The following is a 23,407-nucleotide window of genomic DNA, read 5'->3' as shown; positions in this document are numbered from 1 at the left end:
TCAGGCCCGAAGATCACGCCCGGAAATCAGGCTCTACGGCGGAAGCGGAGGCCGATGACCAGGGCGGCGACGAGCACGATGCCGCCCAGCGTCAGTGCCAGAGGCCAGTTCTGCCAAGAGCCGCCCGGCGCGTCCGAGGGGGACGACTGCGGCTGGTCCGCGGCCGGCGCGGGTGTCGTGGTCGTCGGCGGGGGTGGCTGGGCCAGTGCCGCAGCGCCCGCTACTGCGCGGATCGGGGTGCCGGTGCCTTCGGAGGCCGAGAGCAGGGTGCCGTCCGGGTCGAAGGCGATGGCCTCGCCCTGGGGTTCGTTCGGCAGTGGGACTCGGACCGGGTCGCCGGACAGCGCCTTCACGACGTCGCCGTCTGGGACGGGATACAGGTAGGCGTCGGTGTAGGTGCGCAGGGCGATGACGGAGCCGTCGGGTGTGGAGGCGGCTCCGGTCACGAGGCGCGAGTCGAGGGTGCCCTCCAGGGGGCCGCCCGGGGTGTCCGTCGTCGACAGCGACACGCGTGCGACCTGCTCCAACGGCACCGATATATCAGTTTGGAGTGGGGCCGTCGGGCGATATACCAGCGCGGAACCAAGGGGTTCCTTGGTGACGATGTACGGGGTGCCGGACTTGTCGATGAGCAACGCTTCGGCGTCGTGTTTGCCGTCCGGGTACGTGACGCGGAACCGCTCCACGGCGCCCGAAGGCGAGACCTTGTGCAAGGCGACCGTGGAGCGGGACTTGTTGTTGTCGCCGGTGTCGGACGCCCAGAGGGTGCCGTCCGGCGTCATCGCCAGGTCTTCGACGTCATACGGGTCGACGGGCGCGGTGATCGTGCGCGTCACGACGCAGTCGCGGCCCATCACCTGGATGCGCAACGTGCCGTTGTCGCTGTCGCTGACGGCGAAGAACTGCTTGCCGTCGGACGTGAGCCCGGAGAGCTCCTGCATGGCTACCGGGCACACGTCCACGGGTGGAGGCGGGATCAAGCAGGCGTCCCGTTCGTCGCGAACTCCTCGAGCGCGCTGGCGAGGTCCGGACGCACGCGGGCGCTGAGCAGGGTGCCCGACTCCGTGTGCTTCTCGGACAGGATCTCGCCGTCGCGGTGCACGCGGGCGACGACCTCGCCGCGCGCGTACGGCACGAGGGCCTCGACCACGACCTCGGGTCGCGGCATCAGTTCGGCGATGCGGACCCGCAGTTCCTCGATGCCGAGGCCCGAGTGCGCCGACACGAACGACGCGTCCGGGAACAGGTGCCGCAACCGGGCCATGCCCAGGTCGCCGACCGCGTCGATCTTGTTCACGACGAGCAGCTCGCGCGGCATCGGCGTGTCGGTCTTGTCGTTGATCTCGGACAGGACCTCGCGCACGGCCTTGACCTGCTTCTCCGGCATGCCGTCGGAGCCGTCGACCACGTGCACGAGCAGATCGGACTGGCCGACCTCCTCGAGCGTCGAGCGGAACGCCTCGACCAGCTGGTGGGGCAGGTGCCGGACGAAGCCGACGGTGTCCGTCAGCGTGTACGGCAGGCCTTCCGGCGTCAGCGCGCGGCGCGTCGTCGGGTCGAGGGTGGCGAACAGCGCGTCCTCCACCAGGACACCGGCGCCCGTCAGCGCGTTGAGCAGCGACGACTTGCCCGCGTTCGTGTAGCCCGCGATGGCGACGCTCGGGATCTCGTTCGCCGTGCGGCGGCCCCGCTTGGTCTCGCGGACGACGCCGATCGCGGCGATCTCGCGGCGCAGCTTGGAGATGCGGGCGCGGATCCGGCGGCGGTCGGTCTCGATCTTGGTCTCACCGGGACCGCGCAGACCCACACCGCCGTTGCCGCCACCGGCACGACCACCGGCCTGCCGCGACAACGACTCACCCCAGCCGCGCAGGCGCGGCATCAGGTACTGCAGCTGGGCCAGCTCGACCTGCGCCTTGCCCTCCTTGGACTGCGCGTGCTGCGCGAAGATGTCCAGGATGAGCGCGGTGCGGTCGACGACCTTGACCTTGAGCTTCTCCTCCAGCTGACGCAGCTGGCCTGGCGAGAGCTCACCGTCGCAGATCACGGTGTCGGCACCCGTCGACTGCACGACGTCGCGCAGTTCGGAGACCTTGCCGGAGCCGATGTAAGTCGCCGCGTCGGGCTTGTCACGCCGCTGCACGAGGCCTTCGAGCACCTCGGAGCCGGCGGTCTCGGCGAGGCGGGCGAGTTCGGCCATCGACGCGTCGGAGTCGGCCGCCGTGCCCTCGGTCCACACCCCGACGAGCACGACCCGCTCCAGGCGGAGCTGCCGGTACTCGACCTCGGTGATGTCCTCGAGCTCGGTGGACAGTCCCGCGACACGGCGCAGCGCGGCGCGTTCGACACGTTCGTAATCACCCGTGGAGAAGTCGTCCTCCTCCCACGTGGCGTCGAACTCCGGGTCGAACTCTGTGCTCTGGATGTTTTCCGTCATTTGCCCTTCATCGTCCCACGGACAGTTAGTCCCCCGGATACACCGCGAGGTAGATCGCCACACGGGGAACATCCGGCTTGACCGGTTGCGCGGCCAGCTCATCCATCAACGACGCGAGCCGCTGCTTTAGTTCCTCGGGGTCGACGGTGACGACCAGACGGCTCTGATCCACGTCACTGAGCCCGATGTCGGCAACCTCGCCGAGGAAAGCGTGCAGCATCGCTTCGCCGACGGCGACCGCATTTTCGCTGTTGTCGAGCTCCCAGGACAGTCCTGTCGACCGATAGGGGATCTCTTTCGCTCCCCGCTTGCCCGCGCGAGGTGGCATCGCCTCGAGGAATCCGGCGGCGACGAGCTTGCGCACGTGGTGCAGCGTCGTGGCCGGGTCCCTGTTCAGCCGCTGGGCCAGCTCCTTGTTGGTGAGCGGGCGGTCGAACGTCATGCGGATCATCCGCAGCCGCAGGTCAGAGCTCAGCGCCGCGGCTTCGTCGCTCGTCGCGGGACGTCGCTTCCGGGAGAGTGGCACGAGCACAGTCTAAGTGATTGACACTTTCCAATCACTCAGCGCAGACTTCCCGGCATGGCGCTTTGGGGGCATCACGACTTCCGCCGGCTGTGGATCGGCGACACCATCAGCCAGTTCGGCTCGACGATCGGGCTGACGGTGATCCCGCTGCTCGCGGCGGGCGCGCTGCACGCGACACCGTTCGAGATGGGACTGCTGGCCGCGGCGGGCACGATGGCGTTCCTGCTGATCGGACTGCCCGCGGGCGTCTGGGTGGACCGGATGCGCCGCAAACCGCTGATGATCGCGATGGACGTCGTCCGTGCCGCGTTGATGCTGAGCGTGCCCCTCGCATGGTGGATGGACGCGCTCGACCTGCCGCAACTGATCATCGTGAGCCTCGCGGTCGGCGTCTGCACGGTCTTCTTCGACGTCGCCTACCAGTCGTACCTGCCGTCACTGGTGGGACGCGACCAGCTCGTCGAAGGCAACTCGAAACTGCAGGCCAGCATGTCCGTGGCCGAGGTGTCGGGGCCGGCGATCGGCGGCTACGTGGCGCAGTTCCTCGGCGCGGCCAACGGAGTGCTCGCGACCGGTCTCGGCTACCTGAGCTCGGCGTTCTTCCTGTCCCGCATCAAGATCGTGGAGACCGTGCCGGAGCGCCACCCCGACCCGCACCTGCGCCGCGAGATCATGGAGGGGCTGCGGTTCGTCTTCGGCAACGCCACCCTGCGCAAGATCGTGGCCTGCACCGGCACGTCGAACTTCTTCCACGGCATCCAGAACGCCGTCAGCGTGCTGTTCCTGCTGCGGGTGGCCGGGCTGAGCGAAGGCACGGCGGGTCTGATCTTCAGCGCGAGCGGTGTCGGCGGCGTGCTCGGCGCGATGGTCGCGCACCGGCTCGGCGTGCTGATCGGACAGGCTCGGCTGATCTGGTTCGTGCCCCTGCTGACCTGGCCGTTCGTGTTGCTGATGCCGTTCACCAAGCCGGGCTGGGGCATCGTGTTCGCGATGGCCGGGCTCGCGGTCAGCGCGTTCGGTGTCGTCGTCTACAACGTCGGCCAGGTGAGCTACCGGCAGGCCATCTGCCCCGACCACCTGCTGGGCCGGATGAACGCCTCGATCCGCTGGGTGGTGTGGGGCGCGACGCCGCTGGGCGCGCTGCTGGGCGGCGGATTCGGTTCGTGGATCGGGATCGTGCCGACGCTGTGGGTCTCGCTGATCGGCTCGGTGGCCGGAATGGGCTGGGTGCTGTTCTCGCCGCTGCGCTCTATGCGGGACCTGCCGGCCACGTCTAGCGTCGAGGCCCATGGCTGATACCTCGGTGCTGCGGGACGGTCTCCACTTCGGCGAAGGACCGCGACGCGGTCCTGACGGCCGCCTCTACTACTCAGATTTCTACGCGGGCGAAGTGCACGCCCTCGACCTCGCGACGGGTGACGACGAGGTCGTCGTCACCTTCGACGGCCAGCCCTCGGGCCTCGGCTGGCTGCCCGACGGGCGCCTGCTCGTCGTGTCGATGCTCGACCGCACCGTCCGTCGCCTGGAAGGCGACGACCTGGTCCTGCACGCTGATATATCGGACATCGCGACCTTCCACGCCAACGACATGCTCGTCGACTCCGAGGGCCGCGCGTACGTCGGCAACTTCGGGTTCGACCTGCACGGCCTGATCGACGACGTCGGCATCGCACGACTGCTCGAACCCGACTTCGAACCGCCGGGCGCCGCGCTCGCGCTCGTCCAGCCCGACGGGTCCGTCAGCGTCGCCGCCGAGGACCTCAAGTTCCCGAACGGCATGGCCCTGCTGCCCGATCCGACGGGCGAGTCCGAGAGCGGCAACATATTGGTCGTCGCCGAGACCGTTGCATTCCAGCTCACTTCGTTTTCGGTCGACCGCAACGGATCGTTGCAAAACCGCAGGGTGTGGGCCGATGTGAAGGAGTTCGGGATCGCGCCGGACGGGATCGCGGGCGACGGGGACGGCGTCTGGGTGGCTCCCGCATTGCAGCCCGCGGTGTTCCGGGTGACCGAGGGCGGCAAGATCACCAACAAGGTGGAGACGACGCAGACGTGCTTCGCGGTCGCGGTCGTCGGCGACAACCTCGTCTGCCTGACCGCGCCCGACTCGAACCCGAGCGTCGTCAAGCCCGACCGGCTCGGGAAGATCGAGATTCACCCGCTCAACTGATATATCGGATATCAGTTGAGCGGTATCGGATCAGGCAAGGGCGTCCCACCAGGACTTGTCGAGCTCGCCGCGGGCGACGAGCACGGCAGGTCCGGTGAGGGTCGACGTCGTCGGCTCGATGGTGACGGACACCTGGCCGCCGAGGACGTCGACGGTCGCCGAGCCCGTGGTCCTGCCCTGGCCGGCGAGCCAGGAGGCGACGGACGCGACGGTGCCGGTACCGCAGGAGCGGGTCTCGCCGACGCCGCGCTCGTAGACGCGCATGCGCAGCGCGTCGGCGCCGATGACGTTGATGAGTTCGACGTTGACGCCGTGCGGGAACATCACCGGGTCGAAGCCGGGCGGCACGGTGAGGTCGAAGTCCTCGACCGGGACCTCGGTGACGCAGGCGAGGTGCGGGTTGCCGACGTCGATCGCGAAGCCGCCGATGCCGGAGCCGTCGACCGCGGCGATGGACGTGCCGGTGAGCCGCGCGGGACCCATGTCGTTCGTGACGGAGCCGTCCGGGTGCGTGGTGACCGTGCGGTCCCCCGCGCGCGTACCGACCACGAACGTGCCCTGCGGCTGGTGGCCCGCGTCGACCAGGTAGCGGGCGAAGACGCGCAGGCCGTTGCCGCACATCTCGGCGATGGAGCCGTCGGCGTTGCGGTAGTCCATGAACCACTTGCCCTCGGAGCCGCCCGTGCGCACGACGCGCAGCACGCCGTCCGCGCCCAGGCCCCGCTGCCGGTCGCACAGCGCCTGCACGCGGGCGACGGTCAGATCCAACGCGTCATCGAGGTCGGGCAGGACGACGAAGTCGTTCTCCGTGCCGTGCCCCTTCACAAACTCCACGGGACAAGGTTACCGGCGGCCTCCAAAAGATCAGGCCGAGCACCGTCGAGCCAGGTGATGCGCTGGTCACGCCGGAACCACGACCGCTGCCGGCGCACGAACCGGCGGGTGGCGCGCTTGGTCTCCTCCGCGGCGAAGTCGATCGTGCAGGCTCCGTCCATTGCGGACAGCACCTGCTGGTAGCCCAGGGCGCGCGACGCGGTCTTGCCGTCGCGCAGGCCGAGCCGGACGAGGGCGCGCACCTCGTCTTCCAGGCCCGAAGCGAACATCGCGTCCACGCGCTGGTCGACGCGGCCGTCCAGTTCGGACACCTCGCGGTCGACGCCGATCTGGACGGTGCCGTAGCGGGCGGGGCCGGGCTTGGGGAGGTTCGCCGAGAACGGTTGCCCCGTCAGCTCGATGACCTCCAGCGCGCGCACGATGCGGCGGCCGTTGGACGGCAGGATCGCGATCGCGGCGGCCGGGTCGAGCTCCCGCAGACGCCGGTGCAACGCCTCCGGGCCCGCCGAGGCCAGCTCCGCCTCGAAACGCAGGCGCACCGCGTCGTCGGTGCCGGGGAACTTCAGGTCGTCCAGCACGGCCTGCACGTAGAGCCCCGAACCGCCGACGAGGACCGGCGGGCGCCCGGCGGCGAGCAACTCCTCGATGACGGCCCGTGTTTCGCGCTGGTAGGCGGCCACCGACGCGGTCTCGGTGACGGACAGGACGTCGAACAGGTGGTGCGGCACGCCACGGCGTTCAGCGAGAGGCATCTTCGCCGTGCCGATGTCCATGCCGCGGTAGAGCTGCATGGCGTCGGCGTTGACGACCTCTCCCCCGAACCGCTCCGCGAGCGCGACGGCCAGGTCGGACTTGCCGGTCGCGGTGGGCCCGACGACTGCGATGGGGGTGATCACGGGCGCTCCCAGACTGCGACGTGGTAGCCCACGCCGAACGGTGCGAAGAACTCGGCGCCCAGGCTGCGCCACGGTCCTGGCACGCCCGCGAGGACCTGCCACGCCGCACGGCCCTGCGCGCCCAGTTCACGGGCGAGGCCGGCGTCGAGACCGAGCAGGCCGTCCACGTCGGCGTTGGCCAGCAGAGTGTGGACCAAAGAATCAAAAGGTCCCGAACGCTCGTCGTCGGATCCCGGCGAGCGCGGGCCGTGCCGGGTGGAGCCGTCGCCGAGGAACAGGAGTCCGACGTCCTCGGATCCCGACCCGGAATCCACCTCCGAAGCGAGTTGTTGTCCAAACGAGACACAGTCGGAAGCGGGCAGGTCAGGCGGTACGAGTTCGACGCGTGACACCTCGACTCCGCAGTGTTCCCGAAGCCACGCGGTGACCAGTACGGGCAACGGGATCCGCGCATCCGGCGGCAGGTCACCGCCGAGTGACACAGGCACATCGACCCCATAACCGAGAAAAGTTCCCGACAACGGCGGCGAGTACGTCGAGGGGCCGCTGTCGTCCACGGCGACCGCGACCCACGGACCGGGCAGTTTTCCTGCTGCGGCAAGGGTTGCGGCCCGCACGGGCTCGGTTTCTGCGGCGGCTCCCACGACCAGTTCTGGGACCAGAAGAGGTGGGTGCGGCACCACCGCGGCACGGGTGATCACGACCGACGAGGCTACCTATCGTGGACTCCCAGTACCGAGTCGAGCTCTGACCTGTTTGAATGCGCGCGGGGAACTGGGGACGGGAGACCTCCAGCGCCCGTATTGCATCGGCCCCGCCAACGGCGGGGCGCCCGTGGCAGGCACGGGCGTCAGATGGGAGGAACCGGCGATGTCGGAGCAGGACAGCACACCGGAGGCCGTGGCCGCCCCAGTCGCGGACGCAGCCGAGGGTGGGGTCGAGGAAACGCCGAAGGAGACCGCACCGCAGGCGACGCCTCCGGCCGTCCCCGTGGCGTCGGACCACCCTGACCGCTGGGGGCGCGTGGACGCCGACGGCACCGTGTACGTGAAGACCGAGGACGGCGAACGTGCTGTCGGGTCGTGGCAGGCCGGTGAGCCGGTCGAGGGCCTCGCGCACTTCGCGCGGCGCTTCGACGACCTGCGCACCGAGGTCGAGCTGCTCGTGTCGCGGCTCAAGTCCGGCGCCGGCGACCCCAAGCACGCCATGACCAGCGCGAAGCACGTCAAGGAGCAGCTCGCCGAGGCCGCCGTCGTCGGCGACCTCAAGGCGCTGGCCGCCCGCGTCGAGCACGTGCTGGTCCAGGCAGAGGCCGGCATGGAGAAGGCGAAGGAGGCCAAGGAGGCCGCCCGAGCCCAGTCCGTGGCGCGCAAGCAGGCGCTGGTCGACGAGGCCGAGTCGATCGCGACCGAGTCGACGCAGTGGAAGGTCGCGGGCGACCGGCTGCGCCAGATCCTCGACGAGTGGAAGACCATCCGCGGCGTCGACCGCAAGACCGACGAGCAGCTGTGGCGCCGGTTCTCGAAGGCGCGCGACGCGTTCAACCGCCGTCGCGGCTCGCACTTCGCGGACCTCGACCGCCAGCGTTCGGTGGCGAAGACCTCCAAGCAGTCCCTGGTCGAGGAGGCCGAGAAGCTCGTCGACTCCGACGACTGGGGCACCACGGCCGGTCGCTACAAGGAGCTCATGGTCGAGTGGAAGGCCGCCGGGCGTGCGCCCAAGGAGGCCGACGACGCGTTGTGGCAGCGGTTCCGGGCCGCGCAGGACGCGTTCTTCCAGAAGCGCTCCGAAGCGTTCAGCGAGCGGGACGCCGAGTTCACGGCCAACGCGAAGCTGAAGGAGGAGCTGCTCGCCGAGGCGGAGGGCATCGACCCCACGGGCGACCTCGAGTCGGCGCGCAACGCCCTCTACAAGATCCAGGAGCGCTGGGACGCGATCGGCAAGGTGCCGCGCGAGCGCATCCGCGAGCTCGAGGGCAAGCTCCGCAGCATCGAGGAGAAGGTCCGCGGCGCGGTCGACGCCCAGTGGCGCCGGTCCGACCCCGAGGCCGAGGCCCGCGTGGCCCAGTTCCGCGAGCGCGTGGAGCAGTTCGAGGCGCAGGCCGCGAAGGCCCGTGCCGCGGGCGACAAGCGCCGCACCGAGCAGGCCGAGGCGCAGGCCGCCCAGTGGCGCGAGTGGCTCGCCGCCGCTGAGCAGGCCCTGGCGACCCGCTAGCCAGACAAACGCCTGAGGGCCCCTCTCCCGTGCGGAGAGGGGCCCTCAGGCGTTTCCAGGGGGCACTGCGCCCCGTTCGTCACAGCTGGGGCGGGCGCGAGGCCGCGATCTGCACCCACTTCACCAGCAGGAGGATCACCGCGATCACCGCGATGATCAACCCGATGCCGGGGCCGGGACCGATCGTCTTGTTGCTCGTCGTCGTCTGCTGCGTCCAGATCGACAGCACGCCGATGATCGACCCCGCGAACAACCCCAGCGAGCACACCCACGTGAGACCCCAGCGCCGCACCGCGAGCGTGATGCCGGAGCCGAGCACGCCGATGCCCAGCGCGAGGTAGGAGAACAGCGTCGGGAGGAACAGCGACGACTCACCCAGCACGACCTGCAGGCCGGTGTGCTCGCCGATCCACGGCAGGACCAGCGACACCAGGATCGCGAGCACCGCGATCGAGATCGTCAGCGCGCCGGTCCCGGGGTCGATGCGCCTGGCCGCCTCGTGCTCCACCGCGTCGATCTCTTTGCGCAAGAAGTCGTCCGCATCTTTTGGATCGCTCACTGGGCCGCGCACCCTGACACCACGGGCAACGGCTCGGGCGCTCCGAACGACGGCAGACCCAGGCCGATGCCCGCGGTCTTGGGCTTGATGCCGGCCTCGGAACGGTCACCGGCCTTGGTGCGGCGCCACGACAGCGGTTCGCCGTCCGCGACGAGGTAGTGCGGGGCCGCGTACGTCACGACGGTCTCCACGACGTCACCAGGACGCGGAACGATCGCGCCGGGTGCGAAGTGCACGAGGCGTCCGTCGCGCGCACGGCCGCTCATGCGGTGGGTCTCGGCGTCGCGCTTGCCCTCACCCGTGGCGACGAGGACCTCGACCGTGCGGCCGACCTGCTCGACGTTCAACGAGTGCGTCATCTCGTTCTGCAGCGCCACGAGCCGGTCGAAGCGCTCCTGCACGACGGCCTTGGGCAACTGGTCCGGCAGGTCGGCCGCCGGGGTGCCGGGACGTTTCGAGTACTGGAACGTGAACGCCGAGGAGAAACGGGCCTGGCGCACCACGTCGAGCGTGCCCTGGAAGTCCTCCTCGGTCTCGCCGGGGAAGCCGACGATGATGTCGGTGGTGATCGCGGCGTCCGGCATGGCGGCGCGGACCTTGTCGATGATCCCCAGGTACTTCTCGGTGCGGTACGAGCGGCGCATCGCCTTGAGCAGGCGGTCCGAACCGGACTGCAGCGGCATGTGCAGGCTGTGGCACACGTTCGGCGTCTCGGCCATGGCGGCGATGACGTCGTCGGTGAAGTCCTTGGGGTGCGGCGAGGTGAAGCGCACGCGCTCCAGCCCGTCGATCTCACCGCAGGCGCGCAGCAGCTTGCCGAACGCGAGCCGGTCGCCGAACTCGACGCCGTAGGAGTTGACGTTCTGCCCCAGCAGCGTCACCTCCAGCACGCCCTCGTCCACGAGCGTCTGCACCTCGGCCAGCACGTCACCGGGACGGCGGTCCTTCTCCTTGCCGCGCAACGACGGCACGATGCAGAACGTGCAGGTGTTGTTGCAGCCCACCGAGATCGACACCCAGCCCGAGTAGGCGGAGTCGCGCGCGGCCGGCAGCGACGACGGGAACGTCTCCAGCGAGTCGAGGATCTCGACCTGCGCCTCGGCGTTGTGGCGGGCGCGTTCGAGCAGCACCGGCAGCGAACCGATGTTGTGCGTGCCGAACACGACGTCCACCCACGGGGCGCGCCGGACGATCTCGCTGCGGTCCTTCTGCGCGAGGCAGCCGCCGACCGCGATCTGCATGTCCGGGTTCGCCGTCTTCTGCGGGGCGAGGTGGCCGAGCGTGCCGTACAGCTTGTTGTCGGCGTTCTCGCGGACCGCGCAGGTGTTGAAGACGACGACGTCGGCCTGCTCGGACTCGGTGGCCCGCGCGTAGCCCGCGTCCTCCAGCAGACCGGCGAGCCGCTCGGAGTCGTGCACGTTCATCTGACAACCGAACGTGCGTATCTGGAAGGTCTTCGGATCCTGCACGGTGCTCACGCCCAACACGATAACCCCTGGTCAGTGGCCCAACTTTCGCGGACCGCACGAAGCCGGGCCCATTCACGCGTTGACCAGGCAGGACCTTCGTCGGGTGCAAGCGCGGACCGCCTCCGTGGCACGATGCGCTGGTGCTGGGACGAGTACACGCCGCCTTGAGCCTGCTGACCGCCGCGACGGTCCTGACGGGCTGTAGCAGCACGGTGTCGGACATCAAGATAACGATGGCGACCGGGAGCGAGTCCGGCGTCTACTACTCGCTCGGCAACGGCCTGGCGGACATCTGGAGCGGCCGGCTCGGCATCGTGCGGCCCCAGGTCGTCCGCACGGACGGGTCCAGGGACAACGTCCGGCGGCTCGTCAGCGACCAGGCCCAGGTCGGCTTCTCGCAGGCGGACGCGCTCGACGGCGTCGAGGGGTCCTCGGGGTTGCGCGCCCTGGCCCGCATGCACGACGACTACCTGCAGGTCATCGTCCGCACCGACCTGCCGGTGACGAAGCTGCGCGAGCTGTCCGGGCTGCGCGTGTCGATCGGCGCGACCGGATCGGGCGTCGAGATCATCGCGAGCCGGCTGCTGCAGTCGGAGAACGTCGTGCCCCAGACGGTGAACCTGGGCCTCGAGGACTCGGCTCAGGCGATGCAGCAGGGCAGGCTCGACGCGTTCTTCTGGTCGGGCGGACTGCCCACGAGCAAGATCAGCGAACTCACCAAGGGCCTCGGCGTGCGGATGCTCGACCTGAAGGACGAGCTGCCGAAGTTCCGCCAGCAGTACCCGGTGTACGGGTCGGCGACCCTGCCCGCCTCCATCTACAACCTGCGGTCCGGCCCGGTCATCACGCTCGTCGTGCGCAACTTCCTGCTCGTCCGCGAGCAGATGCCCGACGACGTCGCCGAGGCGCTCGTGCGGCAGCTGTTCGAGGGCCAGCCCGACCTCGTGAAGGCTCACTCGGCGGCGCGCACGATAGAACAACGCTCGGCGATCGAGACGTCACCGGTACCGCTGCATCCCGGCGCGATGCGCTACTACCGCGAGGCCAAGGTCTAGACGGCCGGGAGCGTGATCACGACCTTCAGACCACCGTCCTGCGGCGACTCCAGGGACACGGTGCCGTCGACGCGTTCGACCAGCAGCCGCACGATCGAGAGCCCCAGCCCGGAGCCCGGCACGTTCTGGTGAGCGGGGCTGCGCCAGAACCGGTCGGTGGCCCGCTCCAGCTCGTCGGGCTGCAGGCCGGGCCCGTGGTCGGCGACGGAGAGCTTGATGACGCCGTCGGACTTGCGGGCGTCGACGACGATCAGCGTGCCCTCGGCGGTGAACTTCAGCGCGTTGTCGAGCAGCGCGTCCAGGATCGTCTCGACCCCGCGCGGCGGGACGAGGGCCATGCCGACCCGTTCCCCGTCGAGCACGAGATGGACCTCCTTCGCCGCCGCGGCCGCCGACCACGCGGACAGCCGCGCCGCCACGGACTTGTCGACGTCGACCGGCACCGGGTCCACGGAACTGGACTCGGCGCGCGCCATGGCGAGCAGCTCGTCGAGGATGCGGTTGAGCCGGTCGGTCTCGCTCAGCGCCTCGACCTGGTGCACCTCCCCCTCACCGTCGACGTGACCCTCCAGGTTGGACAGCCGGAGTTTCAGCGCGGTCAACGGATTGCGCAGCTGGTGTGACGCGTCCGCGACGAAGGCCCGTTGCGCGGCAAGCACATCGCTCACGTTCGCGGCCATCTGGTCGAACGAACGCGACAGGTGCCGCAGCTCCGGCGGCCCGCTCTCCGCGCCCACCGGCGGCACCGGCCGGCCCGACACCACCGCGGCGAGGAGCTTCCCGGTCGCCTCGTCCAGCGCCTGCACCGGGCGCAACGTCCAGCGCACCACCGGAAGCGCCAGCAGCACCGCGAGCGCCAGCACCAGCAGGCTTCCCGCGAGCAGCAGCGCCCACCACGCGAGCACCTCGAAGCGGGTCTTGGCCGTCGGCGAGAACGTGATGACCGCGCCGCGCACCTCGCCGTCGACCAGGACCGGTTCGGCGAGCACGACCTTCGCGTCGCTCCACGGCGTGAACAACGCCGGCGCGACCGGCAGGCGCCCGGCCAGCGCCTTGCTGACCAGGTCCTGCACGGCGGGGTCACCGAGCGCGAGGTCGTTGCGCGACGCCACCAGCGGCACCGTCGGCGCGTCGCGGGCCACCACGGCCACGCCGATGTCGTACAGCTCGTCGTAGCGCTCCAGCTCAGGTCGCAGCAGGTGCGGCCGGTCGTCGATGAGCGGCCGCTGCGCCAGCGAGGCGAACCGGCTGGTGTCGGTGAGCCGGTCGAGGAACATCTCCTGCTGCTCCGCGGCCGCCACGTTGCGGCCCAGCGGCACGCCGAGGCCCACCAGCACCAGCACGATCAGGGCGAGCACCACGCCCAGCAGTCGTGACCTCACCGGCCGTCACCCCGCCCGGCCGCGACACGCCGACGACAAAAGATCACCCAATTGAGATCACACCTGCCCCAGCCGATATCCGACGCCGCGCACGGTCTCCAGCAACGCGGGCCTGCCGAGCTTGGTCCGCAACGTGGCCACGTGCACGTCGAGCGTGCGGTTCGCGCCGGACCACGTGCGGCCCCACACCTCGGCGAGGATCCGCTCCCGCGTGCACACCGCCCCGCCTGCCGCCATCACCAGCGCGAGCACCTGGAACTCCTTGCGCGACAGGGCGACCGACTCCCCCGCGACCGTGACCTCGTGGCGCCCCAGGTCGACCCGCACGTCGCCGGTCTCGAACACCTCTGTGGACACAGCTCCCACGCCGACCGGATCCGCGCCGCGGCGACGGCGGACGGCGTGCACGCGCGCGACGAGTTCGCCCACGTCATAGGGCTTGACCAGGTAGTCGTCGGCCCCGGCGTGCAGGCCGAGGATCCGGTCGTCGATCTCCCCTCTCGCGGACACCACGATGATCGCGACGTCCGAAGCGGCCCTGATGGCACGGCACAGCGTCACGCCGTCCATGTCGGGCAGGCCGAGGTCGAGCAGCACCACGTCGACGCCTGCGAGGCGGTCGAGCGTGCCGCGGCCCGTGGCCTGCCGGTCCACGTGGAAACCCCGTCTGGTCAGGGCTGGGACCAAGGCCTCGGCGACCCTGTCGTCGTCCTCGACGAGCAGCACGCGCACTTTCGCTACCTCCCGGGCAACCGATGTCTGCCTGTGACAGAGTTGAGACCCTAAGTCTTGCTCAATGTCCTGGACTGGTGTGGTGGCGGACACCTAGGTTTCCGCCAACGCCGACGACCCTCAATGGAGGACTGGATGACTGCCGCCTCTGCACCGCCGATGATTCGTGTGGCGGGTGTGGACAAGTTCTTCGGCCCGTTGCACGTGCTCAAGAACGTGGAACTGGAAGTGCCGAAGGGGCAGGTCGTGGTCGTGCTGGGGCCGTCGGGTTCCGGTAAGTCGACCCTGTGCCGGACCATCAACCGCCTCGAACCGATCGATTCCGGTGTCATCGAGGTCGACGGGCAACCACTTCCCGCCGAAGGCAAGGAACTGGCCCGCCTGCGCGCCGACGTCGGCATGGTGTTCCAGTCCTTCAACCTCTTCGCGCACAAGACCATCGTCGAGAACGTCATGCTCGCGCCGACGAAGGTGCGCAAGACGCCTGCCGCCGAAGCGCGCAAGACGGCGATGGAACTGCTGGAGCGGGTCGGGATCGCCAACCAGGCCGACAAGTTCCCCGCTCAGCTCTCCGGTGGGCAGCAGCAGCGTGCGGCGATCGCCCGCGCGCTCGCCATGAAGCCCAAGGTGATGCTGTTCGACGAGCCCACGTCCGCGCTCGACCCGGAGATGGTCCAGGAGGTCCTGGACGTCATGACGGGCCTGGCCAAGGACGGGATGACGATGCTGGTCGTCACGCACGAGATGGGCTTCGCCCGCAAGGCCGCGGACCGGGTGATCTTCATGTCCGACGGCGAGGTCGTCGAGGATTCCACCCCGGAAGCGTTCTTCTCGGCGCCGAAGTCCAACCGCGCGAAGGACTTCCTTGGCAAGATCCTGACTCACTAGTAGTCAGCCCACTTTCGAACGAATGGCAGGAGAAGGACGATGAGGGTTCGCACCCTTGCGGCGGTGCTGCTGACGGGCGCACTGGCCCTGACCGCGTGTGGCAAGGAGGGCAGCCCGACCGACACGGCGGCGCCCGCCGGCCTCTTCGAGGTCGCCAAGGACGTCAAGGTCGACGGCTCGCCCACGTTCGAGAAGATCAAGTCGCGCGGCTCGCTGATCGTCGGGGTCAAGGAGGACCAGCCGGGTCTGGGCTACAAGGACCCGACGACGAACAAGTACAGCGGTTTCGACATCGACATCGCGCGCCTGATCTCGGCGAAGCTGGGCTTCGACCCCGAGAAGATCCAGTTCAAGACGATCCAGTCGGCCGCTCGCGAGCAGGCGCTGATCAACGGTGACGTCGACTACTACGTCGGCACCTACACGATCAACGCCGGCCGCAAGGAGAAGGTCTCGTTCGCGGGCCCGTACTTCGTCGCCGGCCAGGACCTGCTGGTGAAGAAGGACAACGCCGACATCACCGGCCCGGAGACCCTCAAGGGCAAGAAGGTCTGCTCGGTCACCGGCTCGACCCCGATCAAGAAGATCCGGGACAACAACTACACCGAGCCCGAGAACATCCTGGAGTTCCAGGGTTACTCGCAGTGCGTCACCAAGCTGCTCAACGGTGAGGTCGACGCGGTCACCACGGACGACGCGATCCTCAAGGGCTACGCGGCCGCCGAGGAAGGCAAGCTGAAGGTCGTCGGCAAGACGTTCTCCAGCGAGCCCTACGGCATCGGCCTGCCCAAGGACGACAAGGCCCTGCGCGACAAGGTGAACGACATCCTGCAGGCCTCGCTCGACGGCGGCGACTGGCAGAAGATCTACGACGGCACGCTCGGCAAGTCGGGTTCGACGGCGACGAAGCCGACGATCGACCGCTACTGAGGCTGATCACGTGGCCGGTGGATCCCACGTGGGTCCACCGGCCGTTCCTTTGAAGGCGGACGGACGGCAAGGAAACCGATGAGCGTCCTCACCAACCACCTAGATCTGTTCTTGCGTGCATTCGGCCAGACGCTGCAGCTCTTCGCGATCTCCGCGGTGCTGTCGCTGGTGCTGGGCACGATCCTCGCCGCGCTGCGAGTCAGCCCCGTGCCGGTCTTCCGTGGCATCGGCACGACCTACGTGACGGTCCTGCGCAACACGCCGCTGACACTGGTCTTCGTGTTCTTCCTCTTCGCGTACCCGCTGCTGGAGATCGTGAAGATCGAGCCCTACACCGCGGCGATCATCGCGTTGTCGCTCTACACGGCGGCTTTCGTCTGCGAGGTCGTGCGGTCGGGCATCAACACCGTGCCGGTCGGCCAAGCGGAGGCGTCCCGCGCGCTCGGACTCACGTTCACGCAGATGCTGGGCAACGTCGTGCTGCCGCAGGCGTTGCGCTCGGTCGTCCCGCCGATGACGAGCACCATGATCGCGTTGCTGAAGAACACGACCGTCGCGTCGGGTTTCGCCGTCTTCCAGGCAGGCTCGATCCGCGACTCGCTGTCGGAGCAGGGTGAGAACGTCCTGTTCGGACTCCTCTGGGTGGCGATCGGCTTCGTCATCCTGGTGATGCCGCTGACGTACGTCCAGCAGGTCTTCGAGAAGCGGTGGAGCGTGGCCCGATGAGCATGGTGCTGTTCGACGTCCCGGGCCCGAAGGCCCGTGTCCGCCACCGGATCCTAGCGGTGGTCGGCGTCGCGGTGGTGATCGCGGCGATCGCTTACGTGATCATGCGTTTCGTCGCCACCGACCAGTTCACGACGCGCAGGCTCGACTGGATCAACTACAAGCAGATCCAGCTCTCGCTGGTCGAGGCGATCGGCAACACGCTCAGCGCGTTCGCCGTCGGCGCGGTGCTGGCGCTCGCGTTCGGCGCGATCTTCGCGGCGGCACGGCTGTCCGACCACGCGTGGATCCGCACTCCCGCGGCCGTGATCGTCGAGGTCTTCCGCGCGATCCCGCTCGTGATCATGATGTTCTTCTTCTACTACGGCCTTCCCGTGGCCGGGATCAAGCTGACCGCGTTCACGGCGGTCGTGGTCAGCCTGATGCTCTACAACGGCTCGGTGCTCGCGGAGATCTTCCGCGCGGGCATCAACTCGCTGCCGAAGGGCCAGAGCGAGGCCGCGTACGCGCTCGGCATGCGCAAGACGCAGGTGATGACGTTCGTGCTGCTGCCGCAGGCGTTGCGGGCGATGCTGCCGACCATCATCAGCCAGCTCGTCGTGCTGCTGAAGGACACCGCGCTCGGCTTCCTCATCACGTTCGAGGAGCTGCTGCGGTGGGGTACGCGCATCGGTGGTGACGCGGTCAACTTCAGCCGTCCGATGATCTCGGTGATGATCATGGTCGCGCTGATCTACATCGGACTGTGCCTGTTGCTGTCGTGGCTCGCGAACTACCTCGAGAAGCGCAACCGCCGCAACAAGAAGGTCATCAAGACCGGCAACCCCGACGCGGAGAAGCCCGTCCTGATGGACGCTTCGGCCGGCTGACGGAGCACGAGCGGAACGGGGCGCGTCCACATCGGACGCGCCCCGTTCGCTATTTCCACAGCACGGATTCGCAGTTGTTCGCCACGTAGTCCGCTGCCAGTGAGCCGTCCCCGGCCTTGGCCTTCGCCGCGGTGTCCCGTGCGTAGCGCTGCCCGTCCGGGTCCTCCGGTGAGAACTTCGGCAGCACCTCGTCCATCACCTTCAACGCGGCCGTCTGCGCCGTCTGGTCACCGCGCTTCCTCGCGTCCTCCCAGCCGAGGTACCAGGCGCACGAGTTGGTGATCTCCAGGACGATCCGCTCGCTGCCGGCCGGTGCCTTGTCCGGGCCCGGTCCAGACTTCTCCGCGAGCACGCCCAGGTCGGGGTTCCGGCCGTCCGGCCAGCTGAACTTCGCGGAGCCGTCCCGCATGTCCTGGGTGTAGCGCTGCTGGTCGACGAGCTGAGGCTCTGCCGGTGGTGCCGTGCACCCGGCCAGCAGAGCGAGTGCGAGCAGTCCGGTCAGTTGCCGCTCCACCACAGCGTTCCTCCGACGGTGCCCGAGGTATACGGGCTGTTCGAGGCGAGGCAGAACTTGGTGCCCGCCCTGAAGTTCGTGCCGACGTGCTTGCGGGTCTCCTCCATCCGCACGAACGCCCCACGCGTGTTGCGGTCGCCGCACTTGTACCAGGCGAGTTGCATGACGCCGCCGAGCGCGACCTGGGCGTCGATGTTCGACCCGGCGACGGTGATCGTGCGCGCGGTGGTGAACCACGTGATCTGGTTCTCCTTGAACGGCACCGTGATCGTCGTCGACGCCGCCTGCGCGGGCGTGGCCGACAGCATCGCGAAGCCCACGGCGAGCAGGCCGGCGAGAACGCGTTTCATCGAGAGTCCCTTCGGAAGGTCAGACGTTCCAGTCGACGACACCGCACCAGTCCTCGCCCGCCTGACCCACCACGTCGAGGCAGAACGTGGTGCCGGCGCGGAAGTTCGTGCCGAGCAACCGGCGCGCGCGGTCCCCCGCTGGGAACAGCACGGGGCTGCCCGCCACCCGGTGGTCGCCGTCGCGGGACCACCGGATCTCCAGGTCGACGGGACTGTTCGTGACCCGGAGGTAGACGTCCGAGCCGTCCACGGTGATCGTCCGGACGGCGAGCAGATCGGCCGATGCGGTTCGCATGGCGCCGAACGTAGCGACGGAGGCGGAACCGGGTCGTCTCACGAAGAGTGGATCTCCCGTCAACTTTCGCGGTACGCTCCTGGTGGGGGATCTACCGCGGTGACGTCACAAGAATGAGGGCATTGTGACGCGCGTACTCGTAGTCGACGACCAGCCGTTGTTCCGTGCCGGCCTGGTCGCCTTGCTGAACGCTGCACCAGATCTGACCGTCGTCGGCGAGGCCGGGGACGGCGACACCGCCTGCGCGCTGGCCGGGTCGTCGAGACCGGACGTGATCCTGCTGGACATCCGCCTGCCGGGGCTGGCGGCGCTCACCCGTGCCGCGACGTCCGCGCGGGTGCTGGTGCTGACCACGTTCGACCTGGACGAGTACGTCCACGAGGCGTTGCGGCTGGGCGCGGCCGGGTTCGTGCTGAAGGAGTCCGAACCGGCGAGGCTGATCGCCGCGATCACCGCCGTCGCGTCCGGGGAGATGCAGTTCGGCCCCACGGTGATGCGCAGGCTCGTGGCGGCGTACCTGAGGGGCGATTCGGCTGTCTCGCCGTGGAGTTCGGTCGGGCTGGACGAGCTCACGGACCGCGAACGCGAGGTTCTCCGGCTCGTCGGCACCGGCCTGACGAACACGGCGATCGCGACCAGGCTGACGGTCACGGAGGGCACGGTGAAGACGCACCTCAACCGCGTGATGACGAAGCTGCGGCTGACCAGCCGGGCTCAGGCCGTCGTGATGGCCTACGAGTCCGGGCTGGTCATACCGCAGGCCGTCGCTAGGACCGCTTGAACAGCTTGTTGCCGAGCCAGACGATCGGGTCGTACTTGCGGTCGGCGACGCGCTCCTTCATGGGGATGAGCGCGTTGTCGGTGATGTGGATGTGCTCGGGGCATACCTCGCTGCAGCACTTGGTGATGTTGCAGAGACCGAGCCCGTGTTGTTCCTGGGCCTGGTCGACGCGGTCCGCGGTGTCGAGCGGGTGCATCTCCAGTTCGGCGACCCGCATGAGGAACCGCGGCCCCGAGAACGCCTCCTTGTTCTCCTCGTGGTCACGCACCACGTGGCAGGTGTTCTGGCACAGGAAACACTCGATGCACTTGCGGAACTCCTGCGAGCGCTCGACGTCGACCTGCTGCATCCGGTACTCGCCCGGTGCCAGGTCCTTCGGCGGCGCGAACGACGGGACCTCGCGCGCCTTGGTGTAGTTGAAGGACACGTCGGTCACGAGGTCGCGGATGATCGGGAACGTCCGCATCGGCGTGACCGTGATCGTCTCCGACTCGTCGAAGATCGACATCCGGGTCATGCAGAGCAGCCGCGGGCGTCCGTTGATCTCCGCCGAGCACGAGCCGCACTTGCCCGCCTTGCAGTTCCACCGCACCGCGAGGTCCGGCGTCTGCGTGGCCTGCAGCCGGTGGATGATGTCGAGGACGACCTCGCCCTCGTTGACCTCGACGGTGAAGTCCTCCAGCGCACCGCCGGAGTCGTCACCGCGCCACACCCGGAACTTCCCCTGGTAGCTCATGACAACTCCTCGGCGGTGAGGTACTTCTCCAGCTCGCTGCGGTCGAACAGGTCCAGCAGGTCGTGCCGGATCGGGATCTGCGCCTTCTCCGTCACCTCGGCGCCGTCACCGGACGCCTTGCACACCAACAGTTTCCGGCGCCACTCGGCGTCCATCACGGGATGGTCGTCGCGGGTGTGGCCGCCGCGCGACTCGGTGCGCAGCAACGCCGCCTTCGCCACGCACTCCGACACCAGCAGCATGTTGCGCAGGTCGAGGGCGAGGTGCCAGCCGGGGTTGAACTGCTGGTGTCCCTCGACGGTCAGCGCCTGCGCGCGTTCCTTGAGCTTCTCCAGCCGCTGCAACGCCTCTTCCATCTCACCCGCCTTGCGGATGATGCCGACGAGGTCGTTCATCGACTGCTGCAGTTCCATGTGCAGCGTGTACGGGTTCTCGCCGCCCTCCTGCTGGAAGGGTTTGAGGGCGGTCTCGCGTGCCTCGGCGACGAGTTCCTCCGGCACCACAGGACGTTCGGCCATCGCCCGCACGTACTCCGACGCGCCGGCTCCCGCCCTGCGCCCGAACACGAGCAGGTCCGACAGCGAGTTGCCGCCGAGCCGGTTCGAGCCGTGCATGCCGCCCGAGACCTCACCCGCGGCGAAAAGCCCTGGCACGGAGGACGATCCGGTGTCCGGATCGACCTCGACGCCGCCCATCACGTAGTGACAAGTCGGGCCGACCTCCATCGGCTGCGCGGTGATGTCCACATCGGCCAGTTCCTTGAACTGGTGGTGCATGGACGGCAGTCGCCGCCGGATCTCCTCGGCGGGCAGACGCGTGGACACGTCGAGGAAAACGCCGCCGTGCGGTGAGCCGCGCCCGGCCTTGACCTCGGAGTTGATCGCGCGGGCGACCTCGTCACGCGGCAGCAGTTCCGGAGGGCGCCGGTTGTTCGCCTGATCCGCGTACCAGCGGTCGGCCTCTTCCTCGTTGTCGGCGTACTTGTCCTTGAACACCTCGGGGATGTAGTCGAACATGAACCGCTTGCCGTCGGAGTTGCGCAGCACGCCGCCGTCACCGCGCACGGACTCGGTGACGAGGATGCCCTTGACGGACGGCGGCCAGACCATCCCGGTGGGGTGGAACTGGATGAACTCCATGTTGATCAGCGAGGCCCCGGCGCGCATCGCGAGCGCGTGACCGTCGCCGGTGTACTCCCAGGAGTTCGAGGTGACCTTGAACGACTTGCCGATGCCGCCGGTCGCGAGGATCACCGCCGGTGCCTCGAACAGCACGAACCGGCCGGACTCCCGCCAGTAGCCGAACGCGCCGGCGACCTTGTCGCCGTCCTTGGCGAGGTCGGTGACGGTGAACTCCTGGAACACCCGCAGGCGTGCCTCGTAGTCGCCGAACTCCTTGAAGTCCTCCTGCTGCAACGACACGATCTTCTGCTGCAGCGTGCGGATCAGTTCGAGGCCGGTGCGGTCGCCGACGTGCGCGAGACGCGGGTACTCGTGGCCGCCGAAGTTGCGCTGCGAGATGCGGCCGTCCTTGGTGCGGTCGAACAGCGCGCCGTAGGTCTCGAGTTCCCAGACCCGTTGCGGCGCTTCCTGTGCGTGCAGTTCGGCCATGCGCCAGTTGTTGAGGAACTTGCCGCCGCGCATGGTGTCGCGGAAGTGGACCTGCCAGTTGTCGCTCTCGTTCGCGTTGCCCATGGCTGCGGCGATCCCGCCCTCGGCCATGACGGTGTGGGCCTTGCCGAACAACGACTTGCAGAGAACGGCGGTGCGCAGGCCGTGCTCACGGGCCTCGATCGCGGCTCGCAGACCGGCACCACCCGCGCCGATCACGAGAACGTCGAACGAATGCCTTTCCAGCTCGGGCAAAACCACTCCTTAGTTGATGAAGCGGAGGTCGGAGATCGTTCCCGAGGCGACCAGCGCGACGTACAGGTCCGTGAGACAGACGAAGATCAGCGAGGCCCAGGCGAGCTGCATGTGCCGGTTGTTGAGCTTCGAGATCTGCGTCCACATCCAGTACCGGACCGGGTGCTTGGAGAAGTGCTTGAGCCGCCCGCCCGCGATGTGGCGGCACGAGTGGCACGACAGCGTGTAGGCGCCCAGCAGGCTCACGTTGACGAGCAGGATGATGTTGCCGAGGCCCAGGCCCGTGCCGAACGCGAGGACCGCGTCGTAGATGTTGATCAGCAACAGGAGTGACGCCGCGTAGAAGAAGTAGCGGTGCAGGTTCTGCGCGATGAGCGGGAACCTGGTCTCACCGGTGTACTTGCTGTGCGGCTCGGCCACGGCGCACGCGGGCGGCGACGCCCAGGCCGCGCGGTAGTAGGCCTTGCGGTAGTAGTAGCAGGTGATCCGGAATCCCAGCAGGAACGGGATGATCAGCAGCGGCGGGGTCAGGAAGCCGGGCAGCGCCGGAAACCACTGACCGAAGTGCGAGGCCGCCGGGACGCACTCCTCCGTGAGGCACGGCGAGTACATCGGTGTGAGGTAGTGGTACTGGTCGACCCAGTAGTAGTCCCCCTGGAACGTGCGGAACGCCGCGTAGATCGAGATGAGCAGCAAGCCGACGAATGTCGTCAGCGGCGGCAACCACCATCGGTCCGTGCGCAGAGTCCTGGCGGCGATCTCTGCCCTCGCCATTACTCACCTTTCTGGGGGTCCACGTCGTTGTGGAGGAACGACTACGGCCCCCGCGTCAGGCGGGGGCCGCGTGTTCAGCTCGGCTCAGGTCCGGTTGCGGTAGCCACCGAGTCCTTCGTCGTCTGCGTCCTTCCAGAGCGACTCGTCGTAGGGCGTGTCTGGCACGACCACGACCTCGCGTTCCACTTGAGGCGCTTCGCGCTGCCTCGGGGTGCTCAGGTCGACGAGTTCGGTTGCGTCGATGTCCATGCGTTCCACGTCGTTGGCCAGGCGTTGCACGGCTGCCACGTCGCCATACCTGGTGCGCAGGTTGCTGACGGCATGCCGCATCTGGCCGATGACCCGGCGCAGCTCGACGATCTCCGTGGAGTTCATGGGACACCTCCGTTCCAAGGTCGTGCCCCG

26 protein-coding genes are annotated in these 23,407 nt (G+C 68.6%); 9 read left to right on the top strand and 17 right to left on the bottom strand.

Annotation, left to right across the window (positions count from 1 at the left end; genetic code table 11):
- Positions 1-26: 26 nt before the first annotated feature.
- The 3 genes from ACIRG5_RS40700 to ACIRG5_RS40690 are packed head-to-tail and all read right to left on the bottom strand — an operon-like array spanning position 27 to position 2,963.
- Positions 27-980, bottom strand: coding sequence for a hypothetical protein (locus tag ACIRG5_RS40700; RefSeq protein ID WP_402915378.1), 954 nt, complete (start codon positions 978-980; stop codon positions 27-29).
- The gene (gene hflX / locus ACIRG5_RS40695) at positions 977-2,437 is read right to left on the bottom strand and encodes a GTPase HflX (protein ID WP_402915375.1); all 1,461 of its coding nucleotides are present in this window, start codon (positions 2,435-2,437) and stop codon (positions 977-979) included. The genes ACIRG5_RS40700 and hflX overlap by 4 nt, the downstream gene beginning before the upstream one ends.
- A 25-nt stretch (positions 2,438-2,462) precedes the next feature.
- On the bottom strand, positions 2,463-2,963 hold the full coding sequence (locus ACIRG5_RS40690; RefSeq protein WP_402915372.1) for an ArsR/SmtB family transcription factor: 501 nt from the start codon (positions 2,961-2,963) through the stop codon (positions 2,463-2,465).
- A gap of 54 nt (positions 2,964-3,017) precedes the next feature.
- Between ACIRG5_RS40690 and ACIRG5_RS40685 the strand changes: the two genes are divergently transcribed.
- Both ACIRG5_RS40685 and ACIRG5_RS40680 read left to right on the top strand, forming a co-directional pair.
- The gene (locus tag ACIRG5_RS40685; protein ID WP_402915370.1) at positions 3,018-4,259 is read left to right on the top strand and encodes an MFS transporter; all 1,242 of its coding nucleotides are present in this window, start codon (positions 3,018-3,020) and stop codon (positions 4,257-4,259) included.
- Complete coding sequence (locus ACIRG5_RS40680) at positions 4,252-5,133, top strand: SMP-30/gluconolactonase/LRE family protein (RefSeq protein WP_402915367.1); 882 nt, start codon at positions 4,252-4,254, stop codon at positions 5,131-5,133. The genes ACIRG5_RS40685 and ACIRG5_RS40680 overlap by 8 nt, the downstream gene beginning before the upstream one ends.
- Positions 5,134-5,163: 30 nt before the next feature.
- Here ACIRG5_RS40680 and dapF read toward each other — a convergent pair whose 3' ends face one another.
- Genes dapF through ACIRG5_RS40665 form a run of 3 tightly spaced genes read right to left on the bottom strand, consistent with a single transcriptional unit; the run spans position 5,164 to position 7,564 of the window.
- On the bottom strand, positions 5,164-5,967 hold the full coding sequence (dapF, locus tag ACIRG5_RS40675; RefSeq protein WP_402915364.1) for a diaminopimelate epimerase: 804 nt from the start codon (positions 5,965-5,967) through the stop codon (positions 5,164-5,166).
- Positions 5,955-6,863, bottom strand: a complete 909-nt coding sequence (miaA, locus tag ACIRG5_RS40670) for a tRNA (adenosine(37)-N6)-dimethylallyltransferase MiaA (RefSeq protein ID WP_402915361.1) — start codon at positions 6,861-6,863, stop codon at positions 5,955-5,957. Before miaA ends, dapF begins: the two co-directional genes overlap by 13 nt.
- The gene (locus ACIRG5_RS40665) at positions 6,860-7,564 is read right to left on the bottom strand and encodes a class III extradiol dioxygenase subunit B-like domain-containing protein (protein WP_402915359.1); all 705 of its coding nucleotides are present in this window, start codon (positions 7,562-7,564) and stop codon (positions 6,860-6,862) included. Before ACIRG5_RS40665 ends, miaA begins: the two co-directional genes overlap by 4 nt.
- A gap of 169 nt (positions 7,565-7,733) precedes the next feature.
- On the opposite strand from ACIRG5_RS40665, the gene ACIRG5_RS40660 reads away from it, so the two are divergent.
- Positions 7,734-9,077, top strand: a complete 1,344-nt coding sequence (locus tag ACIRG5_RS40660) for a DUF349 domain-containing protein (protein ID WP_402915356.1) — start codon at positions 7,734-7,736, stop codon at positions 9,075-9,077.
- A gap of 79 nt (positions 9,078-9,156) precedes the next feature.
- Here ACIRG5_RS40660 and ACIRG5_RS40655 read toward each other — a convergent pair whose 3' ends face one another.
- Positions 9,157-9,636 (bottom strand): hypothetical protein, encoded by a 480-nt coding sequence (locus ACIRG5_RS40655; RefSeq protein WP_402915354.1) that lies wholly within the window; start codon positions 9,634-9,636, stop codon positions 9,157-9,159.
- The gene (gene miaB / locus ACIRG5_RS40650; protein ID WP_402915352.1) at positions 9,633-11,114 is read right to left on the bottom strand and encodes a tRNA (N6-isopentenyl adenosine(37)-C2)-methylthiotransferase MiaB; all 1,482 of its coding nucleotides are present in this window, start codon (positions 11,112-11,114) and stop codon (positions 9,633-9,635) included. Before miaB ends, ACIRG5_RS40655 begins: the two co-directional genes overlap by 4 nt.
- A gap of 131 nt (positions 11,115-11,245) precedes the next feature.
- On the opposite strand from miaB, the gene ACIRG5_RS40645 reads away from it, so the two are divergent.
- On the top strand, positions 11,246-12,160 hold the full coding sequence (locus ACIRG5_RS40645; RefSeq protein ID WP_402915349.1) for a TAXI family TRAP transporter solute-binding subunit: 915 nt from the start codon (positions 11,246-11,248) through the stop codon (positions 12,158-12,160).
- On the opposite strand, the gene ACIRG5_RS40640 is transcribed toward ACIRG5_RS40645, so the two are convergent.
- Positions 12,157-13,542 (bottom strand): sensor histidine kinase, encoded by a 1,386-nt coding sequence (locus ACIRG5_RS40640; protein WP_402915346.1) that lies wholly within the window; start codon positions 13,540-13,542, stop codon positions 12,157-12,159. The two genes, ACIRG5_RS40645 and ACIRG5_RS40640, sit on opposite strands and share 4 nt — an antisense overlap.
- A 57-nt stretch (positions 13,543-13,599) precedes the next feature.
- Complete coding sequence (locus ACIRG5_RS40635; protein WP_319964593.1) at positions 13,600-14,274, bottom strand: response regulator transcription factor; 675 nt, start codon at positions 14,272-14,274, stop codon at positions 13,600-13,602.
- Between the two features lie 159 nt (positions 14,275-14,433).
- Between ACIRG5_RS40635 and ACIRG5_RS40630 the strand changes: the two genes are divergently transcribed.
- The 4 genes from ACIRG5_RS40630 (at position 14,434) to ACIRG5_RS40615 (ending at position 17,687) form a co-directional block, all read left to right on the top strand.
- Positions 14,434-15,162 carry an amino acid ABC transporter ATP-binding protein gene (locus ACIRG5_RS40630; protein WP_319978680.1) on the top strand — a complete coding sequence of 243 codons (729 nt, stop codon included), beginning with the start codon at positions 14,434-14,436 and terminating at the stop codon, positions 15,160-15,162.
- 39 nt (positions 15,163-15,201) lie between these two features.
- A complete protein-coding gene (locus tag ACIRG5_RS40625; protein WP_402915344.1) occupies positions 15,202-16,092 on the top strand; it encodes a glutamate ABC transporter substrate-binding protein in 891 nt (296 codons plus the stop codon).
- 78 nt (positions 16,093-16,170) lie between these two features.
- Entirely contained in the window at positions 16,171-16,818 is a 648-nt protein-coding gene (locus ACIRG5_RS40620) for an amino acid ABC transporter permease (RefSeq protein ID WP_402915341.1), read from the top strand.
- A complete protein-coding gene (locus ACIRG5_RS40615; protein ID WP_402915338.1) occupies positions 16,815-17,687 on the top strand; it encodes an amino acid ABC transporter permease in 873 nt (290 codons plus the stop codon). The genes ACIRG5_RS40620 and ACIRG5_RS40615 overlap by 4 nt, the downstream gene beginning before the upstream one ends.
- 49 nt (positions 17,688-17,736) lie before the next feature.
- Here ACIRG5_RS40615 and ACIRG5_RS40610 read toward each other — a convergent pair whose 3' ends face one another.
- The 3 genes from ACIRG5_RS40610 to ACIRG5_RS40600 are packed head-to-tail and all read right to left on the bottom strand — an operon-like array spanning position 17,737 to position 18,846.
- Entirely contained in the window at positions 17,737-18,201 is a 465-nt protein-coding gene (locus ACIRG5_RS40610; RefSeq protein ID WP_402915336.1) for a hypothetical protein, read from the bottom strand.
- Complete coding sequence (locus ACIRG5_RS40605; protein ID WP_402915333.1) at positions 18,186-18,551, bottom strand: hypothetical protein; 366 nt, start codon at positions 18,549-18,551, stop codon at positions 18,186-18,188. Before ACIRG5_RS40605 ends, ACIRG5_RS40610 begins: the two co-directional genes overlap by 16 nt.
- Positions 18,552-18,570: 19 nt before the next feature.
- Positions 18,571-18,846 carry a hypothetical protein gene (locus ACIRG5_RS40600; RefSeq protein ID WP_319978321.1) on the bottom strand — a complete coding sequence of 92 codons (276 nt, stop codon included), beginning with the start codon at positions 18,844-18,846 and terminating at the stop codon, positions 18,571-18,573.
- Positions 18,847-18,970: 124 nt separating this feature from the next.
- Here ACIRG5_RS40600 and ACIRG5_RS40595 point away from each other — a divergent pair, with 124 nt between their 5' ends.
- Complete coding sequence (locus ACIRG5_RS40595; protein ID WP_402915329.1) at positions 18,971-19,627, top strand: response regulator; 657 nt, start codon at positions 18,971-18,973, stop codon at positions 19,625-19,627.
- Here ACIRG5_RS40595 and ACIRG5_RS40590 read toward each other — a convergent pair.
- The 4 genes from ACIRG5_RS40590 to ACIRG5_RS40575 form a co-directional block, all read right to left on the bottom strand.
- Positions 19,614-20,363, bottom strand: coding sequence for a succinate dehydrogenase/fumarate reductase iron-sulfur subunit (locus ACIRG5_RS40590; RefSeq protein ID WP_319978323.1), 750 nt, complete (start codon positions 20,361-20,363; stop codon positions 19,614-19,616). The genes ACIRG5_RS40595 and ACIRG5_RS40590 overlap by 14 nt on opposite strands.
- Positions 20,360-22,228, bottom strand: a complete 1,869-nt coding sequence (locus ACIRG5_RS40585) for a fumarate reductase/succinate dehydrogenase flavoprotein subunit (RefSeq protein WP_402915326.1) — start codon at positions 22,226-22,228, stop codon at positions 20,360-20,362. The genes ACIRG5_RS40590 and ACIRG5_RS40585 overlap by 4 nt, the downstream gene beginning before the upstream one ends.
- Positions 22,229-22,237: 9 nt before the next feature.
- Positions 22,238-23,002, bottom strand: a complete 765-nt coding sequence (locus ACIRG5_RS40580) for a hypothetical protein (RefSeq protein ID WP_402915324.1) — start codon at positions 23,000-23,002, stop codon at positions 22,238-22,240.
- Between the two features lie 84 nt (positions 23,003-23,086).
- Positions 23,087-23,377, bottom strand: a complete 291-nt coding sequence (locus ACIRG5_RS40575) for a hypothetical protein (RefSeq protein ID WP_030474675.1) — start codon at positions 23,375-23,377, stop codon at positions 23,087-23,089.
- Positions 23,378-23,407: the final 30 nt, after the last annotated feature.

It is taken from the genome of Lentzea sp. NPDC102401, from assembly GCF_044765805.1.
Lineage (GTDB): Bacteria > Actinomycetota > Actinomycetes > Mycobacteriales > Pseudonocardiaceae > Lentzea > Lentzea sokolovensis.
The sequence above is the reverse complement of the archived record's forward strand: the minus strand, read 5'-3'. Positions and strand labels throughout refer to the sequence as shown.

Excerpts from the sequence above, each read along its gene's own strand:
- ACIRG5_RS40620 (WP_402915341.1), top strand. The coding sequence starts at position 16,171 with ATGAGCGTCCTCACCAACCACCTAGATCTGTTCTTGCGTGCATTCGGC.
- ACIRG5_RS40630 (WP_319978680.1), top strand. The coding sequence starts at position 14,434 with ATGATTCGTGTGGCGGGTGTGGACAAGTTCTTCGGCCCGTTGCACGTG.
- ACIRG5_RS40575 (WP_030474675.1), bottom strand. The coding sequence starts at position 23,377 with ATGAACTCCACGGAGATCGTCGAGCTGCGCCGGGTCATCGGCCAGATG.
- ACIRG5_RS40680 (WP_402915367.1), top strand. The coding sequence starts at position 4,252 with ATGGCTGATACCTCGGTGCTGCGGGACGGTCTCCACTTCGGCGAAGGA.
- hflX (WP_402915375.1), bottom strand. The coding sequence starts at position 2,437 with ATGACGGAAAACATCCAGAGCACAGAGTTCGACCCGGAGTTCGACGCC.
- ACIRG5_RS40625 (WP_402915344.1), top strand. The coding sequence starts at position 15,202 with ATGAGGGTTCGCACCCTTGCGGCGGTGCTGCTGACGGGCGCACTGGCC.
- ACIRG5_RS40615 (WP_402915338.1), top strand. The coding sequence starts at position 16,815 with ATGAGCATGGTGCTGTTCGACGTCCCGGGCCCGAAGGCCCGTGTCCGC.
- ACIRG5_RS40685 (WP_402915370.1), top strand. The coding sequence starts at position 3,018 with ATGGCGCTTTGGGGGCATCACGACTTCCGCCGGCTGTGGATCGGCGAC.
- ACIRG5_RS40600 (WP_319978321.1), bottom strand. The coding sequence starts at position 18,846 with ATGCGAACCGCATCGGCCGATCTGCTCGCCGTCCGGACGATCACCGTG.
- ACIRG5_RS40580 (WP_402915324.1), bottom strand. The coding sequence starts at position 23,002 with ATGGCGAGGGCAGAGATCGCCGCCAGGACTCTGCGCACGGACCGATGG.
- ACIRG5_RS40605 (WP_402915333.1), bottom strand. The coding sequence starts at position 18,551 with ATGAAACGCGTTCTCGCCGGCCTGCTCGCCGTGGGCTTCGCGATGCTG.
- ACIRG5_RS40590 (WP_319978323.1), bottom strand. The coding sequence starts at position 20,363 with ATGAGCTACCAGGGGAAGTTCCGGGTGTGGCGCGGTGACGACTCCGGC.
- ACIRG5_RS40660 (WP_402915356.1), top strand. The coding sequence starts at position 7,734 with ATGTCGGAGCAGGACAGCACACCGGAGGCCGTGGCCGCCCCAGTCGCG.